The sequence below is a fragment of the Clostridium acetobutylicum ATCC 824 genome (genome assembly GCF_000008765.1).
GTDB classification, from domain to species: domain Bacteria; phylum Bacillota; class Clostridia; order Clostridiales; family Clostridiaceae; genus Clostridium_S; species Clostridium_S acetobutylicum.
The window spans coordinates 68,936-94,677 of record NC_001988.2; the positions used below are offsets into that span (position 1 = coordinate 68,936).

Sequence of the window (25,742 nt, forward strand, 5' to 3'; positions counted from 1 at the left end):
TGGTGTTATAACCCTTGAGTTTAAGCATTTTTAAACATTATAAAATTTATCAAAAAATACATTGAATGTGAGCAATCACGTCAGAATATTTTCAGATATATAAAATTTTAATTGAAACATTAAATAAAACGTGTTATGATACCAATGAGGGTAAGGTAACGTTTTCTTAACTATAAATTTCCAATTTGTTAACAAAAATATTGTTTCCAAAATAGCTTAATAAGGGAAAAGGGAGGATTGTTCGATGTAATAATTGCAGATATAAATTTTTTTTTCACTTATTAATGAAAACGTATTAATTTTGGCATTTGATATAATTTTTAACAAAAATAAAGATAAACTGCAAATATTTGGGGTGTATATTTCTTTGGAAGGAAGAGAATGCTAGTAAACCGTATTTCTCCTTATAAGAAATACTCTAAGATATTTTTAAAGTTAAAAGAACGTGACATTGAATTAGAAATTTCAAAAGTTCCAGGGGGTCGAAAAAATAATCTTTTTAGTTGATTCAGAAAGAAATTCACAATAATTAATTTTGGTTACAGGTTTTCCAGAACTTTTTTATAAATTTTTCTGTAACAAATAAAAAAATAGGAGGTATAAAGATGGTAGGAATTATTCTTGCTAGTCACGGAGAATTTGCTAAGGGTATCTTGCAATCGGGTGCGATGATTTTTGGAGACCAAGAGAATGTGCAAGCGGTTACATTAATGCCTAGTGAAGGCCCTGATGATGTTAAAGCAAAAATGAAAGACGCAATTGCATCCTTTGACAACCAGGATGAGGTTTTATTCTTAGTTGATCTTTGGGGTGGTACACCATTCAACCAGGCTAATAGTCTATTTGAAGAACATAAAGATAAATGGGCAATCGTAGCTGGTATGAATCTACCAATGGTAATTGAAGCTTATGGTGCACGTCTTTCAATGGAATCTGCACATGAGATTGCAGCTAGCATTATAAGCACAGCTAAAGAAGGAGTTAAAGTTAAGCCTGAAGAATTAGAACCAGAAGATGCTGGTAAAGCTTCTCAGGGTTCTGCAAAGCAATCTAATACAGGTGCACCTGGATCATTCGAATATGTTTTAGCTCGTATTGATTCTCGTTTACTTCATGGTCAAGTAGCAACTGCTTGGACAAAAGCTATGCAACCTACAAGAATTATTGTAGTATCAGATGCAGTAGCTAAAGACGAGCTTCGTAAGAAATTGATTCAACAAGCTGCTCCTCCAGGAGTTAAAGCACATGTTGTACCAATTAATCACATGATTAAACTTGCAAAAGACGATCAACACTTTGGAGGACAACGTGCAATGCTTCTTTTTGAGAATCCAGAAGATGTACTAAGAGTAGTAGAAGGTGGCGTACCTCTTAAAACAATCAATGTTGGTTCTATGGCTCACTCTACTGGTAAGGTTCAACCAAATAAAGTACTTGCTTTCAATCAAGAAGATATTGATACCTTCAATAAGCTTAAACAATCTGGGTTAACTTTTGATGTCCGTAAGGTTCCAAATGATTCAAAAGGAAATATGGACGAAATAATTAAAAAGGCCCAAGACGAACTAAATAAACAAAAATAATCTAACTATGTATATAGTAAAGGAGGATTAACCGTGACTCTAAATATAATTCAAATGGGATTAGTAGTTATTGTAGCGTTTCTAGCTGGTATGGAAGGTATATTGGACGAATTCCATTTCCATCAACCAGTAATTGCTTGTACTTTAATCGGATTAGTTACAGGTAACTTAGTACCTTGCTTAATATTAGGTGGTACTCTTCAAATGATTGCCTTAGGTTGGGCAAATATAGGTGCTGCTGTAGCGCCTGATGCAGCTTTAGCATCTGTTGCATCCGCAATTATTTTAGTTCTTGGAGGACAAGGAAAAGCAGGAGTTTCTTCAGCTATTGCTATTGCTGTTCCACTAGCAGTTGCAGGGCTATTATTACAAACTATTTGTCGTACAATTGGTATAATCATTATACATCGTATGGATGCTGCTGCTGAAGAAGGAAATATAAGAAAAATTGAAATGTGGCATATTATTGCTATTTGCATGCAGGGTGTACGTATTGCAATTCCAGCAGCTTTGATTTTAGCAATTGGTGCTGGTCCTATTCGTTCATTACTTCAAGCTATGCCTCTTTGGTTGACAGATGGTTTAGCAATAGGTGGTGGAATGGTTGTAGCTGTTGGTTATGCAATGGTAATCAATATGATGGCTACAAAAGAAGTATGGCCATTCTTCGCAATTGGTTTTGTGTTAGCAACAGTTTCACAAATTACACTTATCGGACTAGGTGCAATTGGTTTAGCTTTAGCTCTTCTTTACTTATCGCTTTCTAAACAAGGCGGCTCAGGTAAGGGTGGTGGATCAAATACTGGTGATCCATTGGGCGATATTATCGATAGATACTAAGAAAGGAGAGAACACGAAAATGGCAAATGAATTAAAATTAACAAAGAAGGATCGTATTTCTGTTTGGTGGCGTTCAACTTTCATTCAAGGTTCTTGGAACTATGAAAGAATGCAAAACGGTGGTTGGACATTTGCATTAATTCCTGCAATCAAAAAATTATATAAGAATAAAGAAGATCGTGTAGCTGCATTGAAACGTCACTTAGAGTTTTTTAACACTCACCCATATGTAGCTTCACCAATCATTGGTGTAACATTAGCCCTAGAAGAAGAACGTGCAAATGGTGCACCAGTTGATGATGTAACTATTCAAGGTGTTAAAGTTGGTATGATGGGACCTTTAGCAGGTATCGGAGATCCAGTTTTCTGGTTTACTGTTAAGCCAATTTTAGGAGCATTAGCAGCTTCACTTGCTATGAGTGGTAACATTCTTGGACCATTTATATATTTCTTTGCTTGGAATGCCATCCGTATGTTATTTATGTGGTATACACAAGAGTTTGGTTACAAAGCAGGCTCTCGTATTACCGATGATCTATCAGGTGGTTTACTACAAGACGTTACAAAAGGAGCATCCATCCTTGGTATGTTTATTTTGGGATCGTTAGTTAATAGATGGGTATCTGTTAAATTTACACCGGTAGTATCCTCTGTTAAGTTAAGTGATGGTGCATATATTGTTTGGGATAAACTTCCGGCTGGAGTTAAAGGTATTAAAGAAGCTTTGATTCAGCAGTCATCTGGTTTGTCGTTAACGGATCATAAAGTTACAACACTACAAAATAACCTGGATTCATTAATTCCTGGACTTGCAGGATTAGCAGTAACATTTATTTGTATGTGGTTACTTAAGAAGAAAGTATCTCCAATTGTTATTATTTTTGGTTTATTCATAATCGGTATTGTTTTCCATTTAATTGGTTTAATGTAATATTTCTTACTTAGCCTGGGCTTTGGCTAAACATATTATTGATTTTAATTTAATATGTTTAACTTAAGCCTAGGCTTTTGTTAAGAAATAGATTGAGAAATAATTTTTATGTATCTTGAGACGCTTAATTATTTTATTAATAAAAATGTATGAAAAAACTGCGATAATGCATTCTAATATAAGAAGTGTTATATTATCCTATTTCTCTTACAATGGCTTCTTAATTTCTAAAAAAAACATATAATAAAAACAAATGATTGTATACATTAGAAAAGAGGTAGATCGTATGGTTCAATCACTCAATACAAAGGTTGACTTAGTAATTAATGCAACATCTTTTACAGGGTTTTCAGATTACGGCAGAATCATGATTGGAGACAAAGGTTTTGAGTTTTATAATTCCCGTGATTCTCGCAAATTTATTCAAATTCCCTGGGAAGAAGTAGACTATGTTATTGCATCCGTATTACTAAAAGGAAAGTGGATTCCACGATATGCAATTAAAACTAAAAAAAATGGTACATATACTTTTGCTTCTAAGGATGCAAAAAAAGTGCTTCGTGTTATTCGAAAATATGTTGATCCAAATCATATGGTTCATTCGTTAAGCTTTTTTGATGTAGTCAAACGATTTGTAAAATCAAGGTTTAAGAAGAGCTGATGAATTAATATGTAAATATAATTAAAGACATATCAATGAGATATGTCTTTAAGAAAGCCCAAAAGTACATAAATATTTATTTTTTCATGAGCTTATTTATATAGTTAGAGCTCTAAACCCTTCATATATTTGCTTAATGTATAAGCTATGCCATCTTCTTCGTTTGATAGGGTAACTTCGTCTGCTGCATTCTTTAACTCCTGCACAGCATTATCCATAGCTACTCCTATACCAGCATATTTAACCATTGAAATATCATTATGTCCATCTCCAAAGGCAATCATTTCTTCTTTTTTATACCCCATAGGAATTAGTACCGTATCCAGTGCTTTAGCTTTATCAATTCCTTCAGCAGTAAATTCAAAATAGAAATCTGCTGTAAACATACAGTTTAAGCTTTCCTTAAAGGGTTCCATCATTTCTTTATAATGTTTTTTTAAATATTCAGGCTCCCCAGCTGTTAAAATTTTATTTAAAGGATAGTCTGCAAAGGCAGCCAAATCATGTTTCTCACATAACTTAAATTTATTATTACGTGACTCATATTGAATTATGTTAAAAGGTTCACCTTTATATTGTATCTCGTTATCAAACACATCATTAACATACATATAATCACCTTTGTCAATCATGGGCTTAACCTCAAATTTTTTCATGTGTTCAAGTACTGCTTGTCCTTGATCGATGCTCATTGTTTCATTAAACAAAATTTTATTAGTTTCACAATCAACAACTCTTGCTCCATTGAAAGAAACCAAAAGCCCATGATTTTTATCCATCTCTAGTTCCTTGGCAAAATCCATTAATCCTGAGGTAGGTCTTCCTGAAGCCAAAATTAATACAGCACCTAATTCCTGGGCCTTTTTCAAAGCTTTTTTTGTTTTCTCTGATATTATTTTTTTACTAGTAGTTAACGTACCATCTATATCCATAATAATTACTTTTACATCACTCATAGTCTACCTCCTAGCTTTTTATTTAATTATACTAGTAATTATATATATGGACAAGACAATTAATGCTGCAAAAATATATAGTAATTATTAAATATAAATGGTAAAGTTGTGTACCAGAACTCTGCTTAAACAACAGGGCTAATAAAATATAACATTACAATTAATTTGCTGATTCAAATGACCATAGTTGATTTTTATTTCCTGAATAAGACCACTGACATACATTTGTACCATCAGAAGTTCCCAAATTAAAATCATCCAATACCTTAGTTCCATTACTGCTCTTGGTTGCAATAGCATATAACCCGTTTGTTGAAGAAGCTTTTACAGAAAATCTTTGAGCATCTCCGCCATATGCATTAAAGATTTGAATGTTGCTTCCATCCTTATCCTCACCATAGCTTACGTCAAGCATATAATCACCTAATGCACTCTTTAATGTAACATATCCATCTCCTACATTTGTTAAATACCATTTTTGTCCGTTAGATTTTGAACCTGTACGAAGTTCAACATTTTGACCAGCTTTTCCTATATTATCTGTTACTTGAAGATATTTTTGAGCATTAACATTTTTAAGATAATACCATCCATTATTTAATGTTACAGTACTTCCTACATTAGTAGTAGGAGCTTGATTTGCTGGAAATGCTAGCTGAAGAAAATTCCACATAGCAGGTCTCCAAACACTACCATCGTGGCCGCCACCTTGAACTGACAACCAGTAATGAGGAATGCCATTCTTAACGCAGAAGTTGTGTGTAGCTAAGTTTGGAGGATAAAAGCCATCCCAATCAGAAGTTCCGCAGGAAAGGAGCAATGTCTTAAGTTTCTTCTTTGCTTCAGCACCGTTATTTGGGAACATATTCTCATCTGAAGGATGATTAAATGGTGTAGCAGAAGATGGACAAATGTGGTGGAAGGTATCTAAATGTCCAATACCTTCAGCGAAGGTTACCCCACCACCCATGGAATAGCCGTAAAGTCCACGATGATCAGCATCAGCAATAATTGGATAATGTGATTCCACGTATGGCATGACAACATTAAACAATTCCTGATGAGAATCAACGTTGTTGTTATCCATTGCTACTATTATTACAGGTTGAATTTTTCCCTGACCGATAAGATTATCAGCTAGAGTACTTGAATCGACGCACCAGCTGTCGAAAATAGTTGAAGGCCAAGAATTTATGCCATGAATTGCATAGATAACAGGATACTTTGTTTTTGAATTATATCCTGGTGGTGTGTAGACTACCATCTTTCTCGTGCTCTTAGTTACTGATGAATAATAGTTGACATCTTGAACCTTACCTGATGGGTAATTACCATGTTTGTCATATCCAGCAGGTGGCATTGTTGGAAGTGCAGTTGCTGATGAATTGTTAGTTGTCGATTTTATTTGTACAGACTTAGAAATGTTTAAACTTGCATTTGAAGATGCTAGCGCTGTAACATTTGTTATTGTAGCAGTTTGCATAAATAACAAAGTAGTAGCTAGACCTAATATTAATTTTCTTTTTAACATAAATATTCCCCCTTAAAATTAGTGTTTTATTGTTTATAGATCTTTTCATTTTATAAACACATATAAATTTATAATTTTGCATTAAAAAAATATTTTTACTATTTTTATAATAATATTATTACATTAATTATGATCATAGTTATAAGTTTAAAATTATAAGCGTAAAACTTCAATATGCATATGTTTCAATGATAATACCAAATATTTATGCACGTGCATAATAATCAATATAAAATGTTAAATAATATTATTACATATATAAAAGTAAAAATTGCTTATAAACTATCTTTGAAAAATATTATAATACCATTTAGAAAATTTTTTGTTGAATCCTGGGTACACAATTCATTCCATAAAATTTCATCTTTTTTTAAATTGATTGTCTAAAAGTGATAGTTAATGAATTCATGTTCTTAGGCTAGTATGTATACTATAATGGCAAGTGCACAGGTGTGCTTATTTATGAATTCACAATAATTATCAAATAATGTTACAAAAGTATAATAAATGTAAAATGTACAAAAAAGTACTTGAAAAGTAAAAAATATACATGTAGAATATAAGTATGGTAGAAATTACCGATTTCAAAATAAAGGGAGGATGTTAATATGTTAAATTTATCAATTGAAGAACAAAAACAAATTCTTGGGGGAAGATGGAAGGCTGTCGTTTATGATCCATCTGGTAATGTTTATGCAACAGCATATTTTAGTACAGATTCTGCAGCAAGAGATTGGGTAGACGAAAACTATCCAAATTGTGTAGCTAACGTATATGAAGTTTAAAAGTAAGATTATAATACATAACAATTTAATATTGCTATTTTAATTGTTATGAATTGAGAGCTGATTTCATTTTGGAATCAGCTTTTCTTACAAAAAGTTCAATAAAATAAGCTATTAATTATTATGAAAAATAAAAAAGGTGAGGCTATGAGTATACTGAAAAAATATTATTGCGTAAAACAACATGATATACAAGATTGTGGTCCTGCGTGTTTAGCAACAATATCTAAACAATATGGATTAAAACTTCCAATATCAAAAATAAGAGAAGCTGCAGGAACAGATTTAGAGGGGACATCAGTTTATGGAATTGTACAAGCTGCTCAAAAATTAGGATTTAGTACAAAAGCGGTAAGAACATCTAAAAAGGAAGAAATATTTAATAATCTCCCAACTCCATTAATAGCACATGTTATTATAGATGATGTGTTGCTTCATTTTGTTGTAGTACATAAAATCACAAAGAAATATATATTAATAGCTGATCCTGGCAGAGGGATGATTAAATATAAGCCTGATGAGTTTTTTAAAATATGGAGTGATGTATTAATTTTTCTTACGCCTACAGCTAAGTTTGAAAAAGGTGATGAGACTAAAGGAATTTTTCAAAGATTCTGGGGACTTGTTAAGGTTCAAAAAGGTCTTTTATTGAATATATTTATAGCATCTATATTGGTTACAATTTTAGGTATAGCAGGTTCATTTTATTATGAATTTTTAATAGATGATATATTACCTAATAATCTTAAAGCTAGCTTGCATTCAATATCTATAGCTATGCTTATATTATTACTTTTTAAGATAGTAACTGAATTTTTTAGGAAAACGTTGTTATTGTATATGGCTCAAAACATAGATGTTCCATTGCTGCTTGGATATTATAATCATGTTGTAAAACTTCCTATGAACTTTTTTGGTACAAGGAAAGTAGGAGAAATTATTTCAAGATTTAATGATGGAGATAAAATAAGAAATGCTATTTCATCAGTTACATTAACTTTAATGATTGATGTTTTAATGGCAGTTGTAGGCGGAGCTATTTTATATCTTCAAAATTTGAAATTGTTTTTTACTTGTTTTGTTCCTATAGTTTTATATCTAATATTAGTGTTTGGATTTAAGAATAAACTAAAAAAAGTTAATAGAAGGGTTATGGAGGATAATGCTTCACTAACTTCATATTTAGTTGAATCCTTGGAAGGTATAGAAACTGTTAAGGCTTTTAATGGTGAAGGATTAGTAAGGCTGAAAACAGAAAATAAGTTTTTAAAGTTTATGAAAAGTTATTTTAAACATGGATATACTTACAATGTACAAGGAACATTAATGGACACTATAAGTGGGGGCTTTGGCATATGTTTATTGTGGTTTGGAGGTAGTCTTGTTTTAAAAGGAGAAGTTACCATTGGAGAACTTATAAGCTTTAATGCACTTCTTGCTTATTTTATTCAGCCTATAGGAAGATTAATAAACTTGCAGCCACAGCTTCAGGAAGCAATAGTTGCTAGTGATAGATTAGGGGAGATATTAGATTTGGAATTAGAAAAATCTGATGATGAAAGTATAAAGCCTGAAACTCTTGCTGGTTGTATATCTTTAGAAAATGTAAGCTTTGCATATGGTATGAGGGATAATGTTTTAAATGATATAAATATTAGTATACACAATGGAGAAAAGATTGCGTTGGTAGGAGAAAGTGGCTCAGGAAAAACAACGATTGCTAAACTTTTAATGGGGTTTTATAAAATAGATCAGGGAAAAATAATATTGAATAATTATTACATAGATGACATAGATAAAGAAACTCTAAGGAGTAAGATAAGCTATATTTCACAGGATTCTTTTTTCTTTTCGGGAACTATAAAAGAAAATTTAGAGTTTGTAGGTGATGATGTAACTTATGAAAAAATGGTTGATGCTTGCAAAAAAGCTCATATACATGAATATATAGAAAGCTTACCCTTAAAATATAAAACTCCTTTAGAGGAAAAGGGCTCTAATCTTTCAGGGGGGCAGAGACAGCGATTATCTATAGCAAGAGCACTATTAAAGAAACCTGAAATATTAATAATGGATGAGGCAACCTCCAATCTTGATTCTATAACTGAAAGGGCTATACAAAGAACTTTAGAGGAATGCACAGAGAATGTAACTACTATAGTTATAGCACATAGATTAAGTACTATTAAAAAGTGTCAAAAGATTTATGTTATGGACAAAGGTAGGATAATTGAAGAAGGCAGCCATAGAGAATTATTAGATAAAGGCGGATATTATTATAGGTTATGGACTGAACAAACATTAGATGATGAAGAACAGAAAATAGTATCTAATTGTATATAGGAGGAAGCTAAAGTGAGATATAAAATTGAAGACTTGGAAGATTTAACAGATGCTAAAAGTTTTATGAATGGCTATTTAGCTTCATGTTCATATAAGTTTTTAAAATATATTATTTATATAATAATAGCTATTTTAGTTTGTATAGTAATATGGTCCTTATCTGCAGAAAAATATGTTACAGTAAATGCTTCTGGTGAAATAGATACTAAGAACAATGTCTGTAATATATATATTGAAAATACTAGTATAGGAAGCATAAATGAAAATAACAAAGTTCAGATTGAAATAGTATCTTTACCAAGAAACGAGTATGGTGTGTTAAAGTCTACAATAAGTCGCGTAAGTCATGATGTAACAGTTGATCAAAATAGCGGCAGAAAATATTATACAGCTTCTTGTATTCTTCATAGTAACGTTCTTAAAAGTAAAAATGGAGAAGCTGTAAAAGTAAAAAATGGAATGGAAGCTAAGGTTAGCATAATTACTTATAAAACATCATATTTCAACTATATATTAGAAAAAGTAATGTGATAGTTAGCTTTTTTAAATACAGCGGGAGCATTTAGTATAGATCAGAGGAGAATGTATATGTATTACATTCTCTAACTTTATGAAGTGGTAATTAATTTTATTGATGACTTAATATTTTGTGTTCTTTCTTGCTTTTTTTGATACATATAATTTTTTTGTGTTGTCTATTCCTGCATAAAATACCTCGGATTCATTTTTTATATTTTGGCTGTTTAGCTGTGAAAGTAGCCAATCTATATCTAGACCTGCCTTATATAAATTTTCATCTAATATATTTCCGTCAATTATTATATCTTGCGTAAGTCCTGTACTAGTAACATTGATATTCATATTACTAGGAGTTAGTGGTTTTTGGCTTGCCTTTGGTAATACTGACAGTTGACCGTCGATTTCTATTATTGCAAATTCTACATCGGCCATATTAAATATGTTTTTTTCCCTTAATTTCATTAATAATTCATTAATTGTAATTCTACTCTCCTTCATATTTTCTTCAACTATATTTCCATTATCGACCAAAATAATTGGCTTGGAATTGATTATTTCTCTTAATTTAAGACTTTTAATATGTATATAGCCAGTTATAATTACTAAAATAGATAAAACAGTAAGTGCAGTTACAGAAGATATGGATGTGAATTTCTGGCCAACAATAGAATCTGTGATTATTGAACCCATTGAAACTCCCATAACAAAATCAAAAAATGTCATTTGAGATATAAGTTTTCTTCCCATTAGCCTAGTTAGAAACATTGCTATAAGGTAAACAATTACACTTCTAAAAACTGTATTGATTAAAGGGTCTTCCATATATTTAAATTCTCCTTTTACACTAATTAATAAAGTACTAGAGCTTATTATTCCACAAAACTTAAATTAATTTACGCAATTTTAATAAGGTTTATAGCTTTTATACTAAAAAAGGAGAAAAGTTTAAGAAAATAAGGTATACTAAATTTAATATTAAATTGTATTGCTATATTGAAAGGAATATAAAATGCTAGAGAAAAGAAGCAAAAAAATAAATATAATAAAACGTTTATTTCTATATATCTTAGTATTTGCTGCTGTTTTTGGTGGAATTGTTTATCTAAAATATGCTCCGACTGTTAAGGCTCTACATAATAGTGCAGCATTAAAAGTAAATAATTGTTCAGAGATTACTTTTAAGAATAAATCTATGGATTTGAATAACGGTAAATTAATATATCTAAAATCAAATGAAATTCCTGAAGAAGTAAAAAATGCTTTTATTGCTGTTGAAGATAGGAATTTTTATAAGCATGGAGGTATAAGTGTAGAAGCTGTTTTTAGAGCTGTTTATTCGTTCTTTACAGATGGAGGTAAAATAACTCAGGGTGGAAGTACTATAACTCAACAGTTATCAAGAAATGTGTTTTTAAATTTTAATAAGAATTACAAAAGAAAATTAGAAGAAATGTTTATTGCTAGTGATCTTGAAGAGAAATTCACAAAAGATCAAATACTGGAATTCTATATAAATAATATTAATTTTAGCAATGGTGCATATGGTATTGAGGCAGCTTCTGAAAAATATTTCAGCACAGAATGCAGCAAATTAAATCTTTCTCAAATATGTTTATTAGCAGCTATTCCTAATGATCCAGAGTATTATAATCCCTTGGTACATTTGAATAATACTTTACAGAGAAGAAATTTAATACTGGAAAAGATGAAGGAAAATGACTACATAACGGACAAACAATATAAGGAAGCTGTAAACTACAAAATAGTTTTAAATCCTAAAGATTAGTTAGGAATTTTAGTATTTTATATTATCTATTGCAGCCTTTAAAATAGCTAAAAACTTATCTATATTTTGCGGATAGATAAGTTTTTTTATCAATAGATTATTATTGAAGAGAGAGTTCACTGCAAATCAAGTTAGCCATTTCACTTATTTTATTGTTTGCATTATTACAAGCATTTACAAGTAATGGTTTATAACTTTCACTATAGTTATTACCTATATAACACAATGCATCTATTTTCCATTTCCAAAGATCTTCCGGCGATAGGTAGAAAAATTTAGGTTGTACCTTTTCGCGATAAAAATCTTCATCCATATTTAAAATATTTTCTGGAGTTAATGAAGGAGCTAATTCTGCGAGGCCAGGAAATTCCTCCTCATCCTTCCATTTTCCTTTATTCATTGGACATGCATCTTGGCAAATATCACAACCATAAATACAGTCTCCAAATTTTTTTCTTAGAGGTTCCTCTGGTAAATTACGTCCACCAAAAGTTGTTAAAAATGAAACACATTCTGTTGGTGACATTGTATAGGGCTCAGAAAGGGACTTAGTAGGACACGACATTATGCAGCGATTACATGATTTCGGACACTTTTTAACGTTGTTTGTTTCCTTTAGCTCCATTTTCCTATCAGTTACCCAAGCTTCAAGATGTACCCAAGAACCAGATTCTGTGTATAGAAAATTATTTCTACGAATAATGCCAACTCCAGCTTGTAGAGCGGCCCAGCGCATGCCAACCACTCCGAACTTCTGATTTGTCTCTACCTTTAAGCCAAGTTCTTGCATGTACTCTTCTAGTGCACGATTATTTTGATATTCTTTTGTATTTTTATCCACACGGGTATCAAATAAATATGCTTTAGCTATGTGTCCATTTAATTCTTGAGGAACCTTGTATTTTCCGTATACTGACGTAAGTACTACCACAGATTTTGCCCACGGGTATATCTCCTTAGGTTTAATTAAACGCTCTTGACTCTTGTAGAACATTTTTGATTTTGGGATTTTTTCCATGCGTTCATTAAACTTATCAGCATATTCATCTATTAAATTAATTGGAATAATACCACACTTTTCATAGCCTAGTTCATAAGCTTTCTTTTGAATACTTTCCGCAATTGTATCCATATTGAACCTCCTTAATAACTTAGTTATATATAACTATTTAGTCTCTTTCAACTACGAGAGCTGTTCCCTGACCTCCACCAATACATAGAGTAGCAAGACCTTTTTTTGAATCTCTTTTTTGCATAGCGTATAGTAATGTTACTAAAATACGTGCACCAGATGCACCTATTGGATGTCCAAGTGCTATAGCTCCACCATTAACATTAACTTTACTCATATCTAAATTTAAATCTCTAGTTACTGCTATACTTTGAGAAGCATATGCCTCGTTAGCTTCAATTAAATCTAAGTCTTCAGGTTTTAAATTAATTTTATCTAAGGCAGCTTTAGTTGCATAAAAAGCTCCATATCCCATTATTGATGGATCTACCCCATATGATCCGTAAGAAGTAATCTTAGCAAGTGGTTTTATTCCGAGAGCGTTAGCTTTATCAGCGCTCATTATTACTAGTGCTGCAGCTCCATCATTTAATCCGGATGCATTACCTGCTGTAACAGTACCATTTTCCTTGAAAATAGGTTTAAGTTTTCTTAATGCTTCAATAGTGTTTCCGAATCTAGGAAATTCATCTTGATCAAAGACTATTTCACCTTTTTTAGTCTTTATTAATACAGGAACTATTTCATCCTTAAATTCTCCATTTTTAATGGCTTTTTCAGCTTTTTGTTGTGACATAAGTGAAAATTCATCTTGCTCTTCTCTTGTTATATTCCATTGTTCTGCAATATTTTCTGCAGTTACTCCCATATGATATCCATTAAATGCATCCCACAAACCATCCTTTATCATTTCATCAACTAATTCACTATCTCCCATTCTTTGACCCCATCTCTGATTGTTAATCAAATATGGTGATCTAGACATATTTTCCATACCACCTACTACAATGGTATCAGCATCTCCAGCTTTTATAATTTGAGCTGCTAAACTTATAGATCTTAAACCTGAACCACAAACCTTATTGATTGTAAACGCAGGTGTTTCTAAAGGTAATCCTGCTTTTACTGCTGCTTGTCTTGCTGGGTTTTGGCCTAATCCAGCTTGAAGTACATTTCCAAAAATAACTTCATTAATCTCATTTGGATTTATATTAGCTCTTCTTACAGCTTCCTTTATTACTATAGCTCCTAACTCTGTTGCAGGTACATCCTTTAATGTTTTTCCATATGCTCCTATTGCAGTTCTTACAGCACTTACTATTACTACATCTCTCATGTTTTACTCCTCCTAAATAATAATTTTATAGAATAGACTGGTTTGTTTATTTCGATTAAAGTTATGTACATTTTTTTATATAACTTCTTAGCCTCCCTTTAACTATTTCACCTCCTTGAAATCCTCATACATTTTTATAAGATCTTCTTGCATGGTTTTTAGAGTATTTATATCCTTACCAATTCTATAGTACACTAAATATCCTTCATATATTGCAAAAGCACGATTTGCTAGTATATATATATTATCTTTAGGTACTCCAGAGTGTTCAAAAATTGAAGCAAATAAATCTATTAATTCTTTTATAGATTTATAATAACATTTTGAAATATCGGAATCCAAGAAAGCTATTTCTAATCCCAATACTGCAAAAGGGCAACCATAATGTTTTCCTTTTTCTGCTCCCTTAATCATTTCTCCTACTAAGGATATTATAAATTCATCCCACTTCTTATCTTTTGAATTTATTTTTATCCATCCTAAAAGTTTTTTTTCAAAATACTCTGAAACACTAATGGCTAAATCTTTTTTACTTGCAAAGTGAAAGTAAAATGACCCCTTTGGCAACCCTGTCCCTGATAGAATATCATTAATACCTGTACCATTATATCCTTTTTGTAAAAATAATTTCGCAGCACATTCTATTAGTTTTATTTTTGATTCTTCTCCCTTGGTTGTCTTTGCCATTTTATATTCTCCCTTTATCAATTTCTTTAATTTAATATTAGACCATTCTGTCCATTTTGTCAACTGCTTTTTAATTTTTGTTATATAATTTATTATAATTAGTACTATATTAATTCTGTCAAAAAAAAATCTTCTAGAATTAATTCAAGCTGGTATTTGTATATTTTAAAAAAAGTATAAATAATTTTTTTAAAATAAAGACGTTTTAATATGTGTATTAAAAAATAATCATATCTAAAATATAAAAATAACGACAAACATAAATTTGTCGTCATTTTATGGTATTATATAGTGTATGATAGTTATTAGTTTAGCTGTTATTCCAAATACCGAAGATTGAGGTGATTTAATTGAATAAAATGCCTATGACCTTAACTGGGTTTCTTATTTACATGACTAATATTAAGGGAAAATCCAAAAGAACTCGAAATGAATACAAGAATGATTTAATTCTTATGTTAAAATATATTAAAGTTATAAAATATGATATTAATACGAATGGTATAGAGAATGTGGATATCTCAGATATTGATAATGATTTTATAAAAGCCATATCTCTTGAAGATTTATATATTTTTTTAGAATACTGTGAAGATGAAAGACGAAACGGAGCATATTCCCGTGCAAGAAAAGTTGCTGCTATACGCTCATTTTTTAATTATCTTACTACGAAAAAAAAGATATTAGATTACAACCCAGCGCAGGAGCTGGAAAAACCTAAGCTTCCAAAACGTAATCCTGTTTATCTAACTATAGGACAAGCCAACACATTTTTGTCTGGAATAAAAATGAACAAACATTACTATAGAAATACCTGTATAGTCACCTTGTTTTTAAATTGCGGTATGAGAGTATCTGAGTTATGTAATATAAATATTAATTCTATAAAAAACGATATGATATCAATAATCGGAAAGGGAGATAAAGAGCGTACTGTTTATTTAAATGATATGTGTATAGATGCAATTAATAAATACATAGAGAAGGAACGTTCACTACAGAAAAATATAAAATGCCAACAAGCTTTATTTATATCTCAAAAAGGAACTCGAATAAGTGTGCGAACTATCGAAAACCTAGTAAAAAAAATAAATGAAGATTCAAAGCTTAATATAAATAAACTCACTCCCCACAAATTACGTCACACATTTGCTACAACAATGTATCAAGCAGGAACAGACATTATTAGTTTGCAGCAGTTACTAGGACATAGTAATGTTTCAACAACGCAAATATATACGCATGTTACGGATGATAGATTAAGAGAAGCCACAAATAAAAATCCTTTCAATATTCAATTTAATAAGAAGAAATCTATAAAAGAACAATAAAAAACTCCATAATTTTCTCTATATAGGATATTATTTCTGTACATAAGTATACAAAAGAAAAGGGTTGAATTGAGTATGATTTTATCATTCAGTATATTTTTTTATTGTAAATTGTTCTATAAAATTCACATGTTGTTCTATTAGTAACATGGCAACGATTAGTGTAAAAAGGGGTAATACCGGCGGACGTGTCATGTACTGAAAAGCATATACCATATTGAGGGAAATTAATGTTTACTTTTATGGCTGGAATAAGTCAATTTGAAAGAGATCTAATAAGCCAAAGAACAAAAGAAGGTCTTGCTGCAGCAAGAGCGCGTGGTAGAAAAGGTGACAGAAAACCAAAACTCGATGATAATAAAAAGAAAGCAATATATGAATTATATCAGCAGAAAAAAACAACAGTAAAAAATCTGTGCAGTATGTTTAATATAGGTAAACCTACTCTATACAAGGTTATAGAAGAAATTAGTAAAATCAAGGTATCATAGTTATATTTTAAAGTTATAATTAATACGCAGTTGTAATTTTATGCGTCATAATCGTATAATATGGAGACCATTTATAGAATCTCTATTTTTCTTTATAATTAATAGATTATGTTTCTAAAAACTTCAAAAGAGCATTTTTGTTTAATATGAGAATTTTTTTATATTTAGTATTAATCCATTGATATTGAGAGAATTTGTTTAAAGTTCTGCTTACCGTAACTCTACTTACACCTACAGCCTTTCCAATATCCTCATGTGTACAATTAATAGAGCAATTATTAGATAGACTCACATTTAGTAGGTATTGGGCAATTCTTTTTTCTGCTGGTAAAAATGAAATACTGTCAATTTCATTTGATAACATTCTTACCTTTTTCGATAGAAGCTCTATGAAATTCAAAGCAAGAAGTGGCTCTTTTTGAAAATATAACATAATGTCAGATTTATTAATATTGATGATTTCCGAATCTGAAAAAGTTTTTGCCGATGACATTCTTGGAAAGCCATCAAAAAAAGAAGCTTCTCCAAAAATTTCTCCCTTTTTATAAATTGCCAAAATTTTTTCTAAGCCATCTGTGGAATTTACAAAAACTTGAACTCTTCCTTCTTTTAGGTAATAAAAATTTTTAGCAATTTCTCCTTGACGATAAATTATTTGATTATCTTTAAACATCTGTGCAGGTCTTGTCTTAAAAGTTTCAAACAATCTAGTAGGAATACCTATTTTATGGAGTAAAAACAAATCCCATGTATTCAAGAAAAAACACCCCCATTTAGTAATTATTTTTTAATTGTATCATAGTTTACATTCTTCATAAAAGTTTTATGTGATAATATAATAAAACAATTTATGGAGGTAGCAAAAAAATGAAATGGAATAGTAATCTATATGATCATAAACATTCTTTTGTAGCAGAATACGGTAAGTCTATGATTAATTTTGTAAATGTGGGAAAAGATCAAAAAATTTTGGATTTAGGATGTGGTACAGGGGTATTAACAAATGAGCTGGCAAAAAACGGTGCAACTGTTATTGGAACAGATTTATCAAAAAATATGATTGATAAGGCAAAAACTAATTATCCTAACTTAATCTTTCAAGTGAAGGATGCAACAAATTTGTCTTTTAAAAATGAGTTTGATACTGTTTTTTCTAATGCGGTTTTTCATTGGATATCAAATCAAGAAAAATTGTTGCATTCTATTTATACTTGTTTAAAAGATAATGGGACATTGATTTGTGAATTTGGAGCACAAAATAATATAAGTCAAATACAAACTGCTTTTGAAAAGGTAATAGAACAAAAGGGATATTCTTATTGTTCACCATTCTTTTTTCCTTCAAAGGAAGAATATAAGTTATTATTAGATCAAGCTGGTTTTGAAGTAAAACATATCATTGAATATGATAGACCAACACCACTTGCTGATGGTGAAAAAGGACTACGTAACTGGATTTGTCAATTCTTTGCAAGTGATTTACTAGAATTTTCAGATGAACAAAAGGAGCAAATATTATTTGAAACAGAAAAACTTTGCAAAAATAGCATATGGAAAAACAACCAATGGGTAGCAGATTACAGACGTATTCAAATTATTGCGGTTAAAAATAAAAACAATGGTACCAAATGAACATAATAGGTAATTACATTTTTTAGGTTCGGAATATTCCTATATTGTTTACTAACTAAGGCCACGTCAGGATATTAATTCGAGCATGTAATGGCACTGATATTGTCTTATTATAAAAACATACCATTTCTTGATGCTTTCATGAAAAACAGGATGGATGAAAATTCTGTAAATAATTTTGTGTAAACTTTAGAAAAATAAATTTTAATTTATTAAGGTTGGGGAGTAAATATAAGACTTCAACCTTATTTTGCTTTAAATGTATCTTTGCATTATAATTATATTATACATAACTATAAATAGTTTCCTTTGATGGGTGATTTTGCTTGACTATAAAATGTATATCGATATTAATGGAGATGAATATAATGAATAAAAAAATTTTTTTTGGATCTTTTACTATTATAGCTTTTTTAGTTACTACTATGGCTGTTTATAAAAATACTCATGCTATATTAAAAGCATCAGACACTAATATAGCAAAAAATTCAAATAAAGTTCATATTAAAAGCAATTCGTTTAATCCACTAACTGCAACAGATAAAGAATTGATTGAACATGGATATCCTTCTAAGCCTAACGATAAAGACGGTATAGAGGCATGGAAAAAGGCTGTTTCTGTAAAAGTTGTAAAACTAGAATTTGGTTCTCCACGTCCTGATGGTAGTCATAGTATTATAGTAAACCCATAATATAAATTTTTCAAGACATCATGCTTATTTCTTTCTTATTCTTGTAATGTATATCAAATATGGCAATGGTGTTAATGCAAAAATAAAATATTTACTTCCATATCTATTAGCATCACCTTTATAATTGAAATGTAATGGTATTTGATCTGGTAAAACTAACACTATTAACGCAAGTACAACTAATGGAATGACACATAAGGCTATCATTAACTTTTTTTCTTTTTTCATAATAGACACCTCCGATGTGGTACAATAAAGTTGTAACAGCTCGACCTAGTAGATTATAATATCTATTTTTTATTAAATTTACATTATCTGCTTCCTTAAACAAGTACAGGAATATTTCCACTCATCTCGATATTCCTACAAGTATAACAACTCATCTACACTATACACATACTTAAGCATTCAATTTACCGAATACTTTTTATAAATTATGCAGGATACACCCAAAAGAGGAATTACCACTGCACTAATTGCTATTAACAATGTAAGCATTCCGAAAGCCTCCACTATAATTCCTGCAATTGGATATAAAATCATTGTGGATGTCGATACCATAAAAGATACCATGGATAAAAAGGTTGATCTTATGCTATCATCAACATAAGCATTAAATGACTTCATCGCAATTGGATCTAAAACATCTATTATTACATAGAGTAATGCTAATCCGATGAATATCATTTCCTTATTTCCTCTCAGCCCAACGAGGGAGACTCCACTACTCATACATAGAACGGTGACTAATACAAGTTGCCCATATCTTTTATTAGAAATTCTATATGCCTGCGTCGCAACAATTCCTCCTATAAAACTCAACAGCATAAAAACGGTACCTGTTTGAGTATTTGAAAATCCTATTTCACTTATATAATCTGGCATAATTCCAAATACGGTATTGATCACACCAAACGTAAGACAAACTAAACACATCATAAACACTATATGAGGACTGTTTCTCACTTGTAAAATACTTGTTAAAAAGACCTTTATTGAATTTTTTCCATTTTCATTTTTTCGCAAAGTCTTCTTAACATTATGTTCTTTGACTGTCATAATGGAACCTATTGAAATTATTGTCATTATGCATTGTCCAATATATGGTATAGAGTTATTTATTGTATATAATATTGTTCCTAGGCTAGTTACAATTCCAACAGAAATTGAAGATATCAATTGATATCTTCCTCTAATTTTGTCATACTCAGCTGCGTATCCATCTGCTCTAATATTTTCATAAAATAACGCATCATCTGCTCCACTTATTAGTGCTCGTCCTATACCTTCAATTGCAAAAGCAAATGCTAATATGACAAATGGATTCTCTGCATTTACGACAAGTCTCGAACATATAAGAAGTTGTGCAGTAGCAGACAATATCAATCCGTAAGTTGTAATGTTCTTCTTTTTAAAAAAATCTCCCAACATTCCAGACGGTACTTCCATTACAAACTGGGTAATAGAAAAAATAGATTGCAGTAATGTGAACTGAACAATGCTAATATGCACACACTGAACAAGATATAATATGTTTACGATCCTTGTTAATCTCATTTGTACACCAAATGTATATAAATAGTATTTAATAATTGATAATTTACTTGATTTCATGCCATACATCCTTTAATTTTTCTGCTAGTAGCTGGGTATCATCCTATAAAGAAAATCAATGTCGTACTACATTCTCTACCTTAACTTATTCTATAAAAAACACAAAATACCTCCCATGGGATATAGAAGCATATATACAGTTGTGTGTAAAATATGTATATAATTAATGTGGTAAAATATCAGCAAACAAATTGAATATCAAGAACTTTCCCTGTTAAGTATTCACCTGCTACAAGATTGCTTGGTATATGTAAATACATTGATGATACAGCAAATATTACCTAGAAGGAAATGGTAAGATGTGATGTTACCTTAAAATTTAAAAGCTTTGACTCCATTAATCTATAATCATGTAAATCCATATGGAAATTTTGACTTAGATATGAATGAAAGAATTCCAATAGATACTTATATTATTTCAGGACAAGCATAAATATATTTCCTCAGTATGGCATATGCTTTTCAGTACATGACACGTCTGCTGGTATTACTCCAATTATAAGATTAGATCCTAAGATCTAAGAGAAATTTTGTTAAACTTAAAAAGAAACGGAAAATCATTACTTATAAGTACACATATGTTAAACATTGCTGAAGATTTATGTGATGCCTTTTAATTATGAAATCAGGAAAAATAATTGTGAATGGAACATTGTATGAATTAAAAAAAATGGCCTTTTTTAAATCTGCCTTGATAAAACTCTTCAAAATAGATCACTCCCTGTTAAGTAAAAATATGCTGTCTCTTTAAACTCTATAGCTGTTTTACCATATTGATATGCTACTAAAGCTCCATACATATTTTTATTTTTTAGATTGTATTATAGCATTTGTTATATGCTATAAAATTAACTAGACCACTCAATTTTATCCAGCTAAATTCACCCTTTTACTGCATTATTACAATTATACGACTTTAATTATTTGTTCTCTTTAAGAATAATGCACATTTTAGTAATTAAGCCAAACTGTCTTGACACAAAAATGTGAGTATGATAAAGTAAACTTACTTACTAGTAAGTAAGTTTACTTTATCAAAGGAGAGTACTTATATGTCTAGCAAAAAAGATGACATCATTTCTTTAGCTGTAACCTTGATTAAGAAAAAAGGATTCCTCGCATTAAGCTATGATAATATCTCTAAGGAGATGAATATAACAAAGACGGCAATTCATTATTACTTTGAAAAGAAAGAGGATCTCGGCATTGCCGTATGTGAAAAGTTGCAAAAGGGATTAGTACAAGATTATGAAAAAAGCCTAAATCAAATTATGAATGGTCAAGATGGGCCTTGGTTTTTTGTTAGCTCCCGAATTAGCACAATAGGCGCCACTGAGATGTGCCCTATTTCGAGTTTACAGGCTGACTATGAGGAGTTACCAGATCGTATGAAGAATATGTTGGAGAAAATCAGTAGTAGCGAAATGAAATTATGGTCGTCGCTGGTAAAGCAATACGCTTCTGATGCAGACAGCGAGGCACTCGCTAAAACTTCTCTCTTAAGTGTAAAAGGAGCGTTGCAGTATCGGCGGGTACTTGGGGATTCGGCGTTTTCAAACATGATGCAGTCTATTCAGGACCAATTTTTCGAATCATTAAATCGTATGAGGAGGTGTTAGAATGAGGAGAGTCGTTATTACAGGTTATGGTGTTATTTCGTCTTCCGGTAATGATGTGGATACTTTTTGGAGTAACATTGTCAATGGAATATCGGGAATAAGAGAAATAACTGATCCCTCGTTTTCGAATATTGCATCTCGCATTGCCGGATATATAAATGATTTTAACCCCTATGAATATTTCGATAAAAGAGAAATAAGGCACTATGACTTATACACTCAATATGCATTTGCGGCAGCAAAGCAAGCTATTGACAATGCAAATGTTAAGGAAGGTAACTTTGACACAAGTCGTGTTGGTATTTATGTTGGCTCTGGAATAGGAGGTATTAGCACAGTACTAAATAGCCATAAGGCTTATTTGGAGAAGGGTACACGCCATGTGTCACCATTCATGATTCCTATGATGATTAGCAACATGGCTTCTGGTGTTATAGCAATAAAAACTGGATTTAAAGGGCCGAGTTTTTCTCCGGTGTCCGCGTGTGCAACGGCTAATCAAGCTATCGGAGAAGCATTTTTAAGTATACGGCATGGATATACAGATGCGATTATTGCAGGTGGCTCAGAAGCCCCTATTAATACGCTTGCGTTTTCAGGTTTCGCAAATATGAAAGCTATGTCAACTAATAATGCCAATCCAACCGAGGCCAGCCGTCCATTCGATAAACTCCGAGATGGATTTGTTATGTCTGAAGGTGCCGGTATTCTATTCTTAGAAGAATTAACACATGCCAAAAGACGTGGAGCAAAAATATTGGGTGAAATTATTGGATATGGTTCTACTACAGACGCTTACCATATTACTTCGCCAGACTACCATGGCGCGGCACGGGCTATGGAGATGGCACTGGAGATGGCGGATATTTCGGCCTCTCAGATTGACTATATAAACGCCCATGCCACAGGAACAAAAGGTGGAGATAAATCTGAAACCAACGCAATAAAAGCCGTATTTAAGGAAAACGTGAAGAAACTCAAAATAAGTGCAACTAAGTCAATGACAGGACATTTATTTGGAGCTGCTGGTGGTATTGAAGCCATTATTACACTGAAAGCTTTAGAATACGGCATTATACCTCCTACAATCAATCTGAAAAATGTTGATGAAGAATGTGACCTTGATTATGTTCCCAACAAAGCGATTAAACATGATAGCAACTTCGCGATTTCCAACGGTTTTGGCTTTGGAGGTCACAATGCTTCTCTTCTCTTCAAAAAATGGAATCCAGCTATGGAATATTAAATCCAATAATATTTAATGGTATTCACTAACTTGTTGTTTCACTGTTATATTCTGGATATCCGTAATGTAGATAAGACGCTTTGCTGAGTTGCAAAAATATGTATAGATTACTTTTGCATCCATAATTTAGTGGTAAGAACAAAGCACATTTATACTTTGTTCTATTTTTTTATGCTTAAGCCAATATTAGCAATGGCGTTATATTAGTTAAGAATTCCTAATACTTTAGATAAAGTAATAATTTTAATATTAAATTTTATTATTAATCAAATTAAAGAAATAATAAAGTTGGTATTCCTATTTTAAATATTTGGCCATGAATTTTCTTGCTTGGGCAAATATTTAAAACAAAGATATGCAAGTTACTTTTCCCTGAGTGCATATACCATACGTAAAGTAGAGTTGTTGGCGGTACCCCTGATATTAAATTTCTCTTATAGGGGTAGTAACCGCAAAACGCGGATTTTATACGTTAAGACATATATCAGTATTTTAACTATTCTAAAATATATTTTAAACATATTCCTTAAAAATAAAAAAGGTAGGATTTGAGTCACACTATATGAAGATAGCGAATTAACCCAACTTCACATTATGCTAAGAATAATTATAATATTTTACAAAATACGATTCACTATCAAAGATCCAATTTATCAAAACTGTCAGCTGATTTTTTATAAGCCAGCAAGGTTATTGCTGTATATAGGATAAGGCCCAGAAAAAGTACTGGGATCTGCTTTATCTGTTTTTCGATGCTTACACTATCACAATAATCTCGCATATAAGGAATGACACGAAGCATTACCTCTGCTATTACGATATAAATAATCATCATAGTGGTTGACTTGAAAAATGGTACTCCGATTTTATAACCACTCTTATAATATTGCGTAAGAAAAATAAAATTGAACAAGCCAAGCATGATAAATGATAAGCCTATGAATGCAACATTTGCTTCAATCCCTACCTGATTATTCATAAGAATGAATTTATCCCTGATAAAAGCAAATGGAATGCAGGCGATAACCTGTGCCAGTTCAATACAAACCACTAGATAAAATCTCGCCTTTACGATATCCCTTTTCCGAATTGGCAATGCCATCATATAATATACATCACAATTTTCACGGTTTACTTGGAATACAAAGAAAATTCCCAAACAGGTGTAAAAAAATGTGACATAATACGGGTAATTGGGAATACATAAAAGTGCACTTAAACTTAAGAAAATATATGCAATAGGATGCATCGAAAGTTTAAACTCTTTATACATTAACTCTTTCACTGTCGTCACTCCTTTTCAATGTAAATCATTATGGATTCCAAATCAGCTGGTAAAATTTCAACATCTCCATCAACTGGCAGATTTTCAGTAAAAATCAGTCCGCAAAAACCATCCGCGTGCTTTTTAAAGCTTATCAATTTTTTACTGATTGCCTCAGTGAGATGATCTGATCTTCCTTTTACAATCTTGTAAGCGTCCAGAAATGACTTCTTATCCGTACTTGCAACAATCTCTCCATTTTTTATATATGTAACATATCTTGCACATTTTTCCAAATCAGATGTAATATGGGTAGAAAACAGTATACTTATCTGTTCTTCTTCTACCAAAGTGATAAATAAATCAAGCAGGTCATCTCTTGAAACAGGATCAAGTCCACTGGTCGGTTCATCAAAAATCAATAATTGGGCATGATGTGATAAGGCCAATGCGAGTTGGTATTTTACTTTCATTCCTTCAGATAACTCATCTGCCTTTTTCTCCGGATCTAGATGAAAACGCCCTAAGTATGATTGATAAGCCGCCTCATCCCATTTTTCATAAAACCTTTTGGTAACTTCTGTGATGGTTTTTAATTTTTTCTTCGGATAATAATTGACTCCCCCTGATACAAAACCAACTTTCTGCTTGATTAAAAACTCATTATCAGAAAAATCCTCCCCGAAAAATTTAATAGTTCCACTATCTGCGTGAACATAATTAAGCAAAGCTTTTAATGTGGTAGTCTTACCTGCCCCATTACGTCCGATAAAACCCATAATTGTCCCCTGTTCCAGGGAAAATGAAACATTCTTCAATACAAATTTCTCATATCTCTTATTTAAATTTTGTATTGATAATACGTCCATATGCACTCCTCCTC

25 protein-coding genes and 1 pseudogene are annotated in these 25,742 nt (G+C 31.3%); 15 read left to right on the forward strand and 11 right to left on the reverse strand.

The window, feature by feature from the left end; genetic code table 11:
* Positions 1-605: 605 nt before the first annotated feature.
* The 4 genes from CA_RS19550 to CA_RS19565 all read left to right on the forward strand — a co-directional run bounded on the left by CA_RS19550 (position 606) and on the right by CA_RS19565 (position 4,015).
* The gene (locus CA_RS19550; protein ID WP_010890751.1) at positions 606-1,583 is read left to right on the forward strand and encodes a mannose/fructose/sorbose PTS transporter subunit IIA; all 978 of its coding nucleotides are present in this window, start codon (positions 606-608) and stop codon (positions 1,581-1,583) included.
* Between the two features lie 33 nt (positions 1,584-1,616).
* On the forward strand, positions 1,617-2,423 hold the full coding sequence (locus tag CA_RS19555) for a PTS mannose/fructose/sorbose transporter subunit IIC (protein WP_010890752.1): 807 nt from the start codon (positions 1,617-1,619) through the stop codon (positions 2,421-2,423).
* A 19-nt stretch (positions 2,424-2,442) separates the two neighbouring features.
* On the forward strand, positions 2,443-3,354 hold the full coding sequence (locus tag CA_RS19560) for a PTS system mannose/fructose/sorbose family transporter subunit IID (protein ID WP_010890753.1): 912 nt from the start codon (positions 2,443-2,445) through the stop codon (positions 3,352-3,354).
* 286 nt (positions 3,355-3,640) lie between these two features.
* Positions 3,641-4,015, forward strand: coding sequence for a DUF956 family protein (locus CA_RS19565; RefSeq protein WP_014519099.1), 375 nt, complete (start codon positions 3,641-3,643; stop codon positions 4,013-4,015).
* Positions 4,016-4,119: 104 nt separating this feature from the next.
* Here CA_RS19565 and CA_RS19570 read toward each other — a convergent pair whose 3' ends face one another.
* Positions 4,120-4,971, reverse strand: coding sequence for a Cof-type HAD-IIB family hydrolase (locus CA_RS19570; protein WP_010890755.1), 852 nt, complete (start codon positions 4,969-4,971; stop codon positions 4,120-4,122).
* Between the two features lie 160 nt (positions 4,972-5,131).
* A complete protein-coding gene (locus CA_RS19575; protein WP_010890756.1) occupies positions 5,132-6,502 on the reverse strand; it encodes an RICIN domain-containing protein in 1,371 nt (456 codons plus the stop codon).
* A 608-nt stretch (positions 6,503-7,110) separates the two neighbouring features.
* Between CA_RS19575 and CA_RS19580 the strand changes: the two genes are divergently transcribed.
* The 3 genes from CA_RS19580 to CA_RS19590 all read left to right on the forward strand — a co-directional run bounded on the left by CA_RS19580 (position 7,111) and on the right by CA_RS19590 (position 10,161).
* Positions 7,111-7,287, forward strand: coding sequence for a hypothetical protein (locus CA_RS19580; protein WP_010890757.1), 177 nt, complete (start codon positions 7,111-7,113; stop codon positions 7,285-7,287).
* A gap of 147 nt (positions 7,288-7,434) precedes the next feature.
* Positions 7,435-9,630 carry a peptidase domain-containing ABC transporter gene (locus tag CA_RS19585; RefSeq protein ID WP_010890758.1) on the forward strand — a complete coding sequence of 732 codons (2,196 nt, stop codon included), beginning with the start codon at positions 7,435-7,437 and terminating at the stop codon, positions 9,628-9,630.
* A gap of 12 nt (positions 9,631-9,642) precedes the next feature.
* Positions 9,643-10,161, forward strand: a complete 519-nt coding sequence (locus CA_RS19590) for a hypothetical protein (RefSeq protein ID WP_010890759.1) — start codon at positions 9,643-9,645, stop codon at positions 10,159-10,161.
* A gap of 108 nt (positions 10,162-10,269) precedes the next feature.
* Here the strand turns inward: CA_RS19590 and CA_RS19595 are convergent, their stop codons facing one another.
* Complete coding sequence (locus CA_RS19595; protein ID WP_010890760.1) at positions 10,270-10,971, reverse strand: YetF domain-containing protein; 702 nt, start codon at positions 10,969-10,971, stop codon at positions 10,270-10,272.
* Between the two features lie 187 nt (positions 10,972-11,158).
* Between CA_RS19595 and CA_RS19600 the strand changes: the two genes are divergently transcribed.
* Positions 11,159-11,935, forward strand: coding sequence for a transglycosylase domain-containing protein (locus CA_RS19600; RefSeq protein ID WP_010890761.1), 777 nt, complete (start codon positions 11,159-11,161; stop codon positions 11,933-11,935).
* Between the two features lie 100 nt (positions 11,936-12,035).
* Here CA_RS19600 and CA_RS19605 read toward each other — a convergent pair whose 3' ends face one another.
* From CA_RS19605 to CA_RS19615, 3 genes are all read right to left on the reverse strand, one after another.
* A complete protein-coding gene (locus CA_RS19605; RefSeq protein WP_010890762.1) occupies positions 12,036-13,067 on the reverse strand; it encodes an epoxyqueuosine reductase in 1,032 nt (343 codons plus the stop codon).
* Positions 13,068-13,104: 37 nt separating this feature from the next.
* Positions 13,105-14,283, reverse strand: coding sequence for an acetyl-CoA C-acetyltransferase (locus CA_RS19610; protein WP_010890763.1), 1,179 nt, complete (start codon positions 14,281-14,283; stop codon positions 13,105-13,107).
* 102 nt (positions 14,284-14,385) lie between these two features.
* Positions 14,386-14,970 carry a TetR/AcrR family transcriptional regulator gene (locus CA_RS19615; protein ID WP_010890764.1) on the reverse strand — a complete coding sequence of 195 codons (585 nt, stop codon included), beginning with the start codon at positions 14,968-14,970 and terminating at the stop codon, positions 14,386-14,388.
* A gap of 359 nt (positions 14,971-15,329) precedes the next feature.
* Here CA_RS19615 and CA_RS19620 point away from each other — a divergent pair, with 359 nt between their 5' ends.
* Positions 15,330-16,301, forward strand: coding sequence for a tyrosine recombinase XerC (locus CA_RS19620; protein ID WP_010890765.1), 972 nt, complete (start codon positions 15,330-15,332; stop codon positions 16,299-16,301).
* Positions 16,302-16,531: 230 nt separating this feature from the next.
* On the forward strand, positions 16,532-16,792 hold the full coding sequence (locus CA_RS19625) for a recombinase family protein (protein WP_010890766.1): 261 nt from the start codon (positions 16,532-16,534) through the stop codon (positions 16,790-16,792).
* Positions 16,793-16,898: 106 nt separating this feature from the next.
* On the opposite strand, the gene CA_RS19630 is transcribed toward CA_RS19625, so the two are convergent.
* On the reverse strand, positions 16,899-17,549 hold the full coding sequence (locus CA_RS19630; protein ID WP_014519103.1) for a Crp/Fnr family transcriptional regulator: 651 nt from the start codon (positions 17,547-17,549) through the stop codon (positions 16,899-16,901).
* Positions 17,550-17,659: 110 nt separating this feature from the next.
* Here CA_RS19630 and CA_RS19635 point away from each other — a divergent pair, with 110 nt between their 5' ends.
* Together CA_RS19635 and CA_RS19640 are read left to right on the forward strand one after the other, a co-directional pair.
* Positions 17,660-18,424 carry a class I SAM-dependent methyltransferase gene (locus tag CA_RS19635; protein ID WP_010890768.1) on the forward strand — a complete coding sequence of 255 codons (765 nt, stop codon included), beginning with the start codon at positions 17,660-17,662 and terminating at the stop codon, positions 18,422-18,424.
* 368 nt (positions 18,425-18,792) lie between these two features.
* Positions 18,793-19,116 (forward strand): hypothetical protein, encoded by a 324-nt coding sequence (locus CA_RS19640; RefSeq protein WP_014519104.1) that lies wholly within the window; start codon positions 18,793-18,795, stop codon positions 19,114-19,116.
* A 24-nt stretch (positions 19,117-19,140) separates the two neighbouring features.
* Here CA_RS19640 and CA_RS19645 read toward each other — a convergent pair whose 3' ends face one another.
* Together CA_RS19645 and CA_RS19650 are read right to left on the reverse strand one after the other, a co-directional pair.
* Positions 19,141-19,344, reverse strand: a complete 204-nt coding sequence (locus tag CA_RS19645; RefSeq protein WP_010890770.1) for a DUF1648 domain-containing protein — start codon at positions 19,342-19,344, stop codon at positions 19,141-19,143.
* Between the two features lie 180 nt (positions 19,345-19,524).
* Positions 19,525-20,739: an MFS transporter gene (locus tag CA_RS19650; RefSeq protein ID WP_338121647.1), complete on the reverse strand. Its 1,215-nt coding sequence runs from the start codon at positions 20,737-20,739 to the stop codon at positions 19,525-19,527.
* 172 nt (positions 20,740-20,911) lie between these two features.
* On the opposite strand from CA_RS19650, the pseudogene CA_RS20490 reads away from it, so the two are divergent.
* The 3 genes and pseudogenes from CA_RS20490 to fabF all read left to right on the forward strand — a co-directional run.
* A pseudogene (locus CA_RS20490) lies at positions 20,912-21,163 on the forward strand (Tn3 family transposase); the annotation flags it as partial.
* 619 nt (positions 21,164-21,782) lie between these two features.
* Complete coding sequence (locus tag CA_RS19655; protein WP_010890772.1) at positions 21,783-22,349, forward strand: TetR/AcrR family transcriptional regulator; 567 nt, start codon at positions 21,783-21,785, stop codon at positions 22,347-22,349.
* A 1-nt stretch (position 22,350) separates the two neighbouring features.
* Entirely contained in the window at positions 22,351-23,595 is a 1,245-nt protein-coding gene (fabF, locus tag CA_RS19660) for a beta-ketoacyl-ACP synthase II (RefSeq protein ID WP_010890773.1), read from the forward strand.
* A 637-nt stretch (positions 23,596-24,232) separates the two neighbouring features.
* Here the strand turns inward: fabF and CA_RS19665 are convergent.
* Both CA_RS19665 and CA_RS19670 read right to left on the reverse strand, forming a co-directional pair.
* Positions 24,233-24,880 carry an ABC-2 transporter permease gene (locus tag CA_RS19665; protein ID WP_010890774.1) on the reverse strand — a complete coding sequence of 216 codons (648 nt, stop codon included), beginning with the start codon at positions 24,878-24,880 and terminating at the stop codon, positions 24,233-24,235.
* A gap of 5 nt (positions 24,881-24,885) precedes the next feature.
* Positions 24,886-25,728: an ABC transporter ATP-binding protein gene (locus CA_RS19670; RefSeq protein ID WP_014519106.1), complete on the reverse strand. Its 843-nt coding sequence runs from the start codon at positions 25,726-25,728 to the stop codon at positions 24,886-24,888.
* Between the last annotated feature and the right edge of the window lie 14 nt (positions 25,729-25,742).